This is a genomic window from Longimicrobium sp. (genome assembly GCF_048594345.1).
In the GTDB taxonomy this organism is placed as follows: domain Bacteria; phylum Gemmatimonadota; class Gemmatimonadetes; order Longimicrobiales; family Longimicrobiaceae; genus Longimicrobium.
The window spans coordinates 1-9,160 of sequence record NZ_JBMDXM010000181.1; the positions used below are offsets into that span (position 1 = coordinate 1).

At 72.4% G+C, this 9,160-nt stretch carries 7 protein-coding genes; 6 read left to right on the forward strand and 1 reads right to left on the reverse strand.

Features of this window, described 5'->3' with window-relative positions; genetic code table 11:
* The 6 genes from ACOJUJ_RS19810 to ACOJUJ_RS19835 form a co-directional block, all read left to right on the forward strand.
* Window positions 1-1,272: glycosyltransferase family 4 protein (locus ACOJUJ_RS19810; protein WP_420128634.1), on the forward strand; the 1,272-nt coding region annotated here is incomplete at its 5' end.
* A 56-nt stretch (window positions 1,273-1,328) separates the two neighbouring features.
* Complete coding sequence (locus tag ACOJUJ_RS19815) at window positions 1,329-2,492, forward strand: glycosyltransferase (protein WP_420128635.1); 1,164 nt, start codon at window positions 1,329-1,331, stop codon at window positions 2,490-2,492.
* 107 nt (window positions 2,493-2,599) lie between these two features.
* Entirely contained in the window at window positions 2,600-3,781 is a 1,182-nt protein-coding gene (locus ACOJUJ_RS19820; RefSeq protein WP_420128636.1) for a DegT/DnrJ/EryC1/StrS family aminotransferase, read from the forward strand.
* A complete protein-coding gene (locus ACOJUJ_RS19825) occupies window positions 3,778-4,422 on the forward strand; it encodes a sugar transferase (protein ID WP_420128637.1) in 645 nt (214 codons plus the stop codon). The genes ACOJUJ_RS19820 and ACOJUJ_RS19825 overlap by 4 nt, the downstream gene beginning before the upstream one ends.
* Before the next feature lie 4 nt (window positions 4,423-4,426).
* On the forward strand, window positions 4,427-5,383 hold the full coding sequence (locus ACOJUJ_RS19830; RefSeq protein WP_420128638.1) for a GNAT family N-acetyltransferase: 957 nt from the start codon (window positions 4,427-4,429) through the stop codon (window positions 5,381-5,383).
* A gap of 182 nt (window positions 5,384-5,565) precedes the next feature.
* Window positions 5,566-6,432, forward strand: coding sequence for an FkbM family methyltransferase (locus ACOJUJ_RS19835; RefSeq protein WP_420128639.1), 867 nt, complete (start codon window positions 5,566-5,568; stop codon window positions 6,430-6,432).
* A gap of 485 nt (window positions 6,433-6,917) precedes the next feature.
* Here the strand turns inward: ACOJUJ_RS19835 and ACOJUJ_RS19840 are convergent, their stop codons facing one another.
* Entirely contained in the window at window positions 6,918-9,041 is a 2,124-nt protein-coding gene (locus ACOJUJ_RS19840; protein WP_420128640.1) for an acyltransferase family protein, read from the reverse strand.
* Between the last annotated feature and the right edge of the window lie 119 nt (window positions 9,042-9,160).

Consider the following 9,160-nt stretch of genomic DNA (forward strand, 5'->3'; position numbering starts at 1 on the left):
CGGGCGGACGGCGCCGTCGCGCCGGCGCCGCGGGCGCGCGACGCGGCGCCGGGGGCGAAGGCGACGCTGCGGGTGCTGTACGTGATCGGCTACCCGCAGCGGATGGCCGGCGCGCCGCGCAGCCTGCTGGAGCTGGTGCGCCACCTTCCCCCGCACGTGGAGCCGCACGTGCTGGTGATGGGCGAGGGTCCCGTGGCCGCCGCCTTTCGCGAGGCCGGGCTGCCGGTGACCGTCATCGCGCCGGAGGGTGCGCTGGGCAGCCACGGCGGCGCGCTGTTCCGCACCTCCCTCCTGCAGCGCGCGCGCATCGCCGCCGGCGAGCTGCTCCCCATCACCCGCAAGGTCCACCGCCTGCTGCGCGAGCTGCGGATCGGCCTGGTGCACGTGAACGAGGCGCGCGCGGCGCTGATGACCGTTCCCGCCGCGCGGATGCTGGGCCTGCCGGTCATCGCCCACCTTCGTGGCGAGATGCCGCTGCGCAAGGCGGGGCGCTTTCTGTTCGAGGCATCCGCCGACCGCATCATCACCGTATCCGATGGTGTGCAGGACACGCTCTCGGCGGGCGGGCGGCGCAAGGCGGTCACCGTCTACAACGGCACCCGCGTTCCCTCGACCACCCAGGCGCCGCCGGCGTGGCCCGCGGGGCTGCGGGCGCGGGGCAGGCTGGTGGTGTGCTGCTTCGCCTCCGTCGTGCCGTTCAAGGGGCACCATCACCTGATCCGGGCCGTGGCGGAGCTCAACCGGCGGGGATGGGGCGACCGGGCCGTGTTCCTGGCCGTGGGCGACTTTCCGGAGGGAAGCAGCGACTACCAGGCGTGGCTCTTCGACCTGTGCCGCGAGCTGGGGGTGGACAACCTTACCTTCACCGGCTGGCAGGGGGACCCGTTCCCCTTCTACCACCTGGCGGACGTGACCGTGCTGCCGTCGGTGAGCCAGGAGCAGCTGGAGATGCCCGGGCGCACGCTGCAGGTGCGCGGGTCGGAGGGCTTTCCCCGCACGCACCTGGAGGCCATGGCGCTGGGGCTTCCCGTCATCGGCACCCGCATCGCCGGCGTGCCGGAGCAGATCGTGGACGGCGAGACGGGGCTGCTGGTGCCGCCGTCGGACCCCGCCGCGCTGGCGGACGCGCTGGAGACGCTGCTGGCCTCCGAGCCGCTGCGCCGGCGGATGGGAAGCGCCGCGCGCGACCGGGCACTGGAGCTGTTCTCCACCGCCGCCTACGTGGCCGGCGTCTGCCGCGAGTACGACCGCGTGCTGGATGGGCGACGTTGAGCGCGGAGCGGAGCGGGACCGGCGGAGCGCGGAATGGGATCCTTCCGCGCGGCGCGATGGACGGCGGATCCGCGGAAACCGAGGCGCCTGGCGGCGCGGATTCCAACGTTGCAGGCCGGCTGCGCGTCCTGTACGTGGCCAACAAGGCGCTCCCGTACGGCGACTACCGGATGGCGTACGGGCGCGAGTCGCGGCAGGTGGAGGTGACGTACGGCCTTCCCGGGCCCGTGCCCGGCGTTCCGGACGAGCGCTTTGTGCGGGTGGACCTGCGCGAGGGGATGGGCGCGCGCGACCTGCTTCCCCTGCTGCGCCTGTACGCGTACCTGCGGCGCAACCGGCGGCGGCTGCACCTGGCCCACTTCTACTCCACCAAGCTGGTGCTGGTGGGGCCGCTCCTCGCCCGTGCCGCCGGTGTCCGCTCGCTGGTGACGGTGACGGGGCTGGGGCGCACGTTTTCGGAGGGGGGCGCAGCCTACGCGCTGCTGCGCCGCGTGTACCTGCGGCTGGCGCGCGCCTCGCTGGGGGCCAGCGAGGCGTTCCTCTTCCAGAACAGCGGCGACCTGCGCTGGCTGGCGGAGCGCATTCCGGAGCACGCGGGTAAGATGTCGTACATCGGCAGCGCCGTCTCCGTCCCCGACACGGGGGAGCGGGACTACCAGGCCGAGCCGCTGGGGGTGCTGCTGGTTACGCGGGTAATGGCGGCCAAGGGGGTGGACGACTTTATCGAGGTGGCGCGGCGGCTGCACGGCGGCCGCTTCCGCTTCGTCCTCGTCGGCCCGCCCTCCACCGGCGAAGACGCGCTGCTGCAGAGGGTGAAAGCGGCCGCCGACGAGGGGTGGATGGAGTACCGGGGCGAGCTTTCCGGCGACGCGTTGTACGACGAGTTTCGCCGGGCCGCCGTGTTCTACTTTCCCTCGCGCTACGCCGAAGGGCTGGCGCGGGTGATGCTCGAGGCCGGGTTCTTCGGGCTGTGCCCCGTGGCCTGCGACATCGTCTCCAACCGCGACCTGCTGGCCGAGGGGCGGGGCTTCATGCTCCCCGCGGACGCCGGCGCGGACGACGCGGCCGCGCTGCTGGAACGGCTGGAAACGGACCGCGGGCTGCTGCGCGTGAACGCGGAAACGTATCGCGCATTCGTGCGCGAAGCGTACACGCAGGAGGCGTACACCCGCCGGATGGATGCCCTGCTGGGCGCTCTGTTCGCCGCGGACGGGCAGTGAACCTTCGCCATACCCTTGGCGGGGGGTGAAAACACGGGTATTTTGGATAAACGGGCGGTGTCCCGATGCGTCACCCCCGCCTTCCCTTTGATCGCGCGAAAGCCGTTATGTCCGTCGACCTGCCCTCGGCCACGCGCCGCGATTTCCTTCCGTTCTCGCCTCCCTGCCTGGGGGACGAGGAAATCGCGGAGGTGACGGACACGCTGCGGTCCGGCTGGCTTTCCACCGGTCCCAAGACCCGCCAGTTCGAAACGGACTTCCAGGCGTACCTGGGTGCCCCGGCCGCGCTGGCGGTAAGCTCGTGCACGGCGGCGCTGCACACGGCGCTGGCCACGGCCGGCGTGGGCCGCGGGGACGAGGTGATCACCACCACCTACACCTTCGCAGCCACGGCCAACGTGGTGGAGCACCTGGGCGCGCGCCCCGTGCTGGTGGACGTGGAGGCCGACACGCTGAACATCGACCCCGCGGCGGTCGAGGCGGCGCTCACGCCGCGCACGCGCGCCATCATCCCGGTGCACTTTGCGGGGCACCCGGCGGACCTGGACCCGCTGCGCGACATGGCGAAGCAGCGCGACCTGCTGCTGCTGGAAGACGCCGCCCACGCGGTTCCCGCGTCGTACAAGGGGCAGCGCATCGGCGCGGGTGAAAACCCCGCGGCGTTCAGCTTCTACGCCACCAAGAACCTGGTCACGGGCGAGGGCGGCGCGCTCACGGCGTCGGAGGAATTCCTGGACCGCGCGCGGATGGTGAGCCGGCACGGCATGAGCCGCGACGGCTGGAACCGCTACGACCGCGCCGGCAGCTGGTGGTACGAGATCACCACGCCGGGCTACAAGTACAACATGAGCGACATCATGGCGTCGCTGGGGCTGTGGCAGCTGCGCAAGCTGGACGGCTTTCAGGAGCGCCGCTACGACGTCGTCGCCCGCTACAACGCCGCGTTCGCGGGGCACGATTCGCTGGAGCTGCCCGCGGAGCGGGCCGAGGTGGAGCACGCCTGGCACCTGTACGTGGTGCGCATCCGCCCCGAAACGCTCACCATCGGCCGCGACGAGTTCATCCGCGAGCTGGCGGCGCGCAACATAGGCACCAGCGTGCACTTTATCCCCGTGCACCTGCACCCGTACTACCGCGAAACGTACGGCTACCGCCCGGAAGACTTTCCCGTGGCGTTCGACGGCTTCGAGCGCGCCATCAGCCTTCCGCTGCACCCCGGCCTGTCCCCGTCCGACGTGGACGACGTGGCCAACGCGGTGCTCACCATCGCCGCGGCCCACCGGCGTTGACGCCCACGGACATCGCGCCACGCGGCGGGGTGTGGCCCGCCGCCAAGCGCGGGATGGACGTGCTGTGCGCGGCCCTGCTCCTTCTTCTTCTTTCGCCCCTCCTTCTGGTCCTTGCCCTGGCGGTGTGGGCGGACAGCGGCCGGCCCGTCCTCTACTTCCAGGATCGCCTGGGACGCGGGGGGCGGGTGTTTCGCATGGCCAAGTTCCGCACCATGCAGGTGGGCAAGGAATCGGCGGTGGAGCTGAACGAGGACGGCTCGCTCAAGATTCGCCAGAACGACGCGCGCATCACCCGCATCGGCCATTTTCTCCGCCGCTACAGCCTGGATGAGCTTCCGCAGCTGACCAACGTGCTGCGCGGGGACATGAGTTTGGTGGGCCCGCGCCCCGACCTGCCGTTTCACCGCGAGTACTACGACGCGGAGCAGGCGCGCAAGCTGCTGGTGCGCCCGGGGATCACGGGGCTGGCGCAGGTGTCCGGGCGCAACTCGCTCCCCTGGGGCGACCGGCTGCGGCTGGACGTGGAGTACGTGAACGGCTCCTCGTTCCCGCTGGACCTGCGCATCCTGCTGCTGACGGTGCTGCGGGTGGTGCGTCCGGACGGGATCTACGGCGAGCGCGCGTCCGGCGCCAAGGGCTGACGCGGTGAGCGGCCACACTGCGGTCCGCCCCGTCACGGCGGGCGAGGTCGATGGACTGCGCCCCGCCGTGGAGCGTTGGGCGGCGACGCGCCCCGCGCACGGCGTTTCCGCGGGCGACCAGGCTGCCGCGGCGCTGGACGCCTTTCGCGCGACGGCGTCCGGCGCGGCGGGGGAGGTGCTGCTGGCGGGGGATGCGGAGACCGGTGCGCTGGGAGGATGGATGCCGCTGGCGTGGGACAGCGAGGTGCTGGGCGTCCCCGCGGGCCGCTGCATCTCTCCCGCCTGGTGGGGCACCGGCGACGCGGACGCCGCGCTGTCCGCCGTCGCCGCGCAGGCCGCGCGCCGGGCGGACGCGGCGGGGATCGACCTGCTCTTTCTGCGCTGCGACGCGCGCGACGCGACCCTTCCCCGGCTGCTGGCGGGGGAGGGCTTCTGGCTTGCGGATACCCTCGTCACCTTTGCCCTCCCGCTGGACGGCACGGCGGTGGATGGGGAGATCGAGCACGCCCGGGCGGAGGACGTCCCCGCGCTGCGGACGATCGCCCGCGCCTTTCGCACGGGGCACTTCCACGCGGATCCGCGCATCGGACGGGAGCGCGCGGACGCACTCTACGTGCGCTGGGTGGAGAACTCGCTGGCCGGGCGCGCGGACGCGTTCCTGGTGGTTCGCGGGGCGGAGGGCGTGCCGCTGGGCTTCATCACCTGCCGGCTGATCGCGGGCCCGGCTGGATCCGCGCCGCAGGGGGTGATCGAGCTGGTTGCGGTGGACCCGCGGGCGCAGGGGCAGCGCGTGGGGCACCGGCTGGTGGCCGCGTCGCTGCGCTGGTTCGCGCGGGCGGGCGCCGCGTCGGTCGAGGTCGGCACCCAGGTGGACAACCTCGCGGCCGTGCACCTGTACCAGCGCGCGGGCTTTCGCGCCGCCGCCTTCAGCCACACCTTCCATCGCTGGGCACCGCGCTGACGTGATCGAGGTGCGGGCGATCCGTATTGACCGCCGCCGCCTTCAGCCCCACCTTCCATCGCTGGCCGCATGCTGATCCGCCCGCGGTAACGCGATCGGAATCGTCCCCATCTCGCTCGCCGCCGGCTCCACGCGTCTCCGCTTCGTTCCGCCCATCCGCCCTCCATCGACCCCGTGGTTTCATGACCCCGGTACATCACGCACAAAAGCACGACGACCTGATCTACGACGTGGGCCTGGAAGCGGGCAACGACAGCGACTTCTATCTCAAGAAGGGCTTTCGGGTCGTCGCGTTCGAGGCCGACGCCACGCTGGCGGAGGCGGGGCGGCGGCGGTTCGCGGACGCCATCCGCGAGAATCGCTTCGCGCTGGTGGAGGGGGCGATCGTGGAGCCCGAGGTGGTCGCGTCGGGCCAGCGGACCATCACCTTCTACGTCGCCAAGACGGGGTGGGGCACCACGTCCAGCGAGTTCGTCCAGCGCAACGAGCGGCTGGGCGAGCCGAGCCGCGCGGTGGAGGTGCAGGTGGTGGATTTCGGCATGTGCATCCGCCGCTACGGCATGCCGTACTACATGAAGATCGACATCGAGGGGGCCGACCGGGCGTGCCTGCGCACGCTGCTGGAGTTCCACGAAAGGCCGGCCTACGTCTCGCTGGAATCGGAGAAGGTCGACGTCAAGGCGCTGGAGCAGGAGTTCGACCTGCTGCAGGCGCTGGGATACGACCGTTTCAAGGCGGTGCAGCAGGCCCGGCCGCGCACGCGCATCCCGCCCAACCCGGCGCGGGAGGGGCGGTACGTGGCGCACACCTTTCCGGTCGGCTCGTCGGGCCTCTTTGGCCGCGAGCTGCCGGGGGAGTGGAAGGATCGCGACGCCGTTCTGCGCGAGTATCGCGGGGTCTTCTGGGCCTACCGCCTCTTCGGCGACGACTCGGCGTTGCGCCGCACGCGCTTCGGTCCCTCCATCATCCGAGGACTGAAGCGTGTGCTGCGCCGCCCGATCCCCGGATGGTACGACACCCACGCCCGCCACTCCACCGTCACCGGGTGACGCGGCGGAGCACGGGCCGCAAGGGCGTCGGGAACGGCAGAGGGATGGAAGCGCGGCAGGGGGCCATCCGCGTTTTTTTAGAGAGGGATGCGGATCGGTGGATGATCTTGGGGAGCGCGGTGGAGCGTGTCGATCGCACCACCTGATGCGCGATCCGGAGAAGCCTCCACCCGCTCCACGTTTCGGGTCGTACCCGTTTCTGCTGATTCGCTGTGACCCTGTTTCTTACGACCAGATCTCGCGCGGAGGGCGAGGAGACGCGGAGAAAGTCACATTTGTCCGCGCCTCCGCGTACTCCGCGCCTCCGCGTGAGCCCGCAGTAGAACTCCGAGGGCGCGGCGAATCATGGAAATCGGTTTGAGCGGCCGGGATCCTGACACCGGCCTTCTGGATCGGCCTTTACCCGTCGGACGCGGAAAGAAAGAGGGGACGCGGGATGATGCGCTCATCCGCGTCCCCTCCGCACGTCTCCGCGTCCCGGCCGACTACGAGGGCTGCTCCTTCGAACGGCCCGGCGCGGGAGCCCGTTGCGGCGCCGGCGGGCCTTGCTTTCGCCAGCGGCGAGCGCTTACCGGGAGGGTCGCTTCGGCCACGGCCCCGTACAGGCTGGGCGCCAGGTACTCGCTGAACGCCCGCGTAAGGTGGCTGGCGTCGCGAAACACCACGATGCCGCCGCGCATGGGCGGGCACGTGCTTCCGGTGCAGATGGCAGGGGTCAGGTCGACAAACGATGCGTGCCGGACCCCCGCTACCGCCTCCTGCTCCAGCGCCGCCACCTGGCGACGCAGCGGGGTGCTTCGCGGAAACGAGCACTCGGCGACCGGGTCGCGGTTGCGCCACGCCGCGCGCGACAGGCAGAGGGGCACGTCGAAGCCCGCCCGCGGATTGTCGCGCATCACCAGCACCTGGGTTCCGCTCGCGGCCAGCGTGGCCACCGTCTGCCGCACCCCGGCGCGCCACACGCCGGGCTCCACGCCGGGACCGCCGGACTCGCTTTCGCCCACGTAGGTGTGCGTGCTGGCCACCACCACCGCCGCGGGCCGAAGCTCCGCGATGGTGCGCACCGCCTGATCGCGCCACGCGTCGCACTCCGTGAACTCGCGCCGCAGCGTCCGGCTGTACACCGTCACGCGCGCCGCCGGGCACCCGGGCTTGGTGATCGCCACCAGCTTGAGCCGCCGCTCGCGCGCCACACGCCGCAGCGCCGGCAGCCAGTGCGCCGCGTGCGAATCTCCGAACAGCACCAGCGTGGTCGCCGACGCGGTGTCGCCGAACACGCAGGCGCGCACCCCGGCCTGCACCGTCCCCGGCCCGCGGCACCGCCCCGCCTCGAACACCGCCATGCGGTCGTCCCGGGCGCGGGCAAAGACGGCCTGCTCCGGCTGCGCCGCCGAGCGCCGCACCGCGTCCTGAAACTCCATCGCCAGCAGCAGCCCGCCCACCGTGGTGAACCCGCCCAGCGCGAACGACGCGGCCGGCCGGCGGACGAGCACCGGGTGAAAGCGGATCGGGTTCTCGAACAACGCGTAGGTCGCCGCCGCCACCCCCAGCGCAAAGACGACCACCCCCAGACGCCCCGGAAGCCCCATCTCCCCCCACAGAACCCCCGCGAACACCAGCGCGGGCCAGTGCCACAGGTACCAGGAGTACGACAGGCGCCCGAACCACTGCAGGGGGCGGGCGCGGAGCGCGCGGCCCACCACACCTCCTTGGGCGCCGCCGCAGCTGCTCAGCAGCGCCACCGTCGCCAGCACCGGCAGCAGCGCCGCCCAGCCGGGGAACAGCGTGCGCGGCCCCAGCAGCGCCGCCGCGCACACTAGCGCGCCCATCCCCAGCCACGCCGCCGCGGCCGACCCGCGCGGGCGCGGCGCGAGCCCGTGCCGCCCCGCCAGCCACGCCAGCGCGCCGAACCCGAACTCCCACGCCCGGGTGGGCGAGGCGAAGAACGCCCACGGCTGCACCACCCCCGTCAGCCACACCGAGCCGGCCAGCGACACCGCCGACACCCCGGCCACCACCGCCACCAGCGGCCGCCGCCCCCCCGTCCTTCCCCCGCGCCGCATGGCCCAGACCACGAGCAGGGGCCAGAGCAGGTAGAACTGCTCTTCCACCGCCAGCGACCAGGTGTGCAGCAGCGGGTTCCCGGCGCCCCCGTCGCTCAGGTAGTCCGTGGCCTGCACGGCAAACCACAGGTTGCTGGCGTACAGCGCCGTCGCCACGCCGGTCACCGCCAGCGGACGCGCCTCCAGCGGCGCCAGCAGAACGGCGCCCAGCGCCAGCGTCACGGCCAGCATCAGCGCCGCCGCGGGGAGCAGCCGGCGCACGCGGCGGGAATAGAAGGCGGCAAGGTCCACCCGCCCCGTCCGCTCCACCTCGGCCACCAGCAGGCCCGTGATCAGGTATCCGGACAGGACAAAGAACACGTCCACGCCCACGTAGCCGCCCTGCAGTCCGGGGACGCCGGCGTGGTAGGCCACCACGAGCAGGATGGCGACGCCGCGCAGGCCTTCGATGTCCGGCCTGAAATCGCGGGGCGCGTGGGCCGCGGCGAGAGAGGGACCGTCAGGGCCGGTCCGGTGCGCGGCGGAGCTGGAGGCGGAACCATTCATCACGGCCAGTCCGTGTGAGTGGTGGGCGAGTCGCGGGTCCGGGACGCGGGCGCGGGCCCCCCCAACGCGGGGCGCCCCCCCCCCCCCGCCGCGGGCCCCCCGCCCCGGCAGTCCCTAAC

Coding starts and splice junctions, on each gene's coding strand:
- ACOJUJ_RS19835 (WP_420128639.1), top strand. CDS start 5,566: ATGACCCCGGTACATCACGCACAAAAGCACGACGACCTGATCTACGAC.
- ACOJUJ_RS19815 (WP_420128635.1), top strand. CDS start 1,329: ATGGACGGCGGATCCGCGGAAACCGAGGCGCCTGGCGGCGCGGATTCC.
- ACOJUJ_RS19820 (WP_420128636.1), top strand. CDS start 2,600: ATGTCCGTCGACCTGCCCTCGGCCACGCGCCGCGATTTCCTTCCGTTC.
- ACOJUJ_RS19840 (WP_420128640.1), bottom strand. CDS start 9,041: ATGAATGGTTCCGCCTCCAGCTCCGCCGCGCACCGGACCGGCCCTGAC.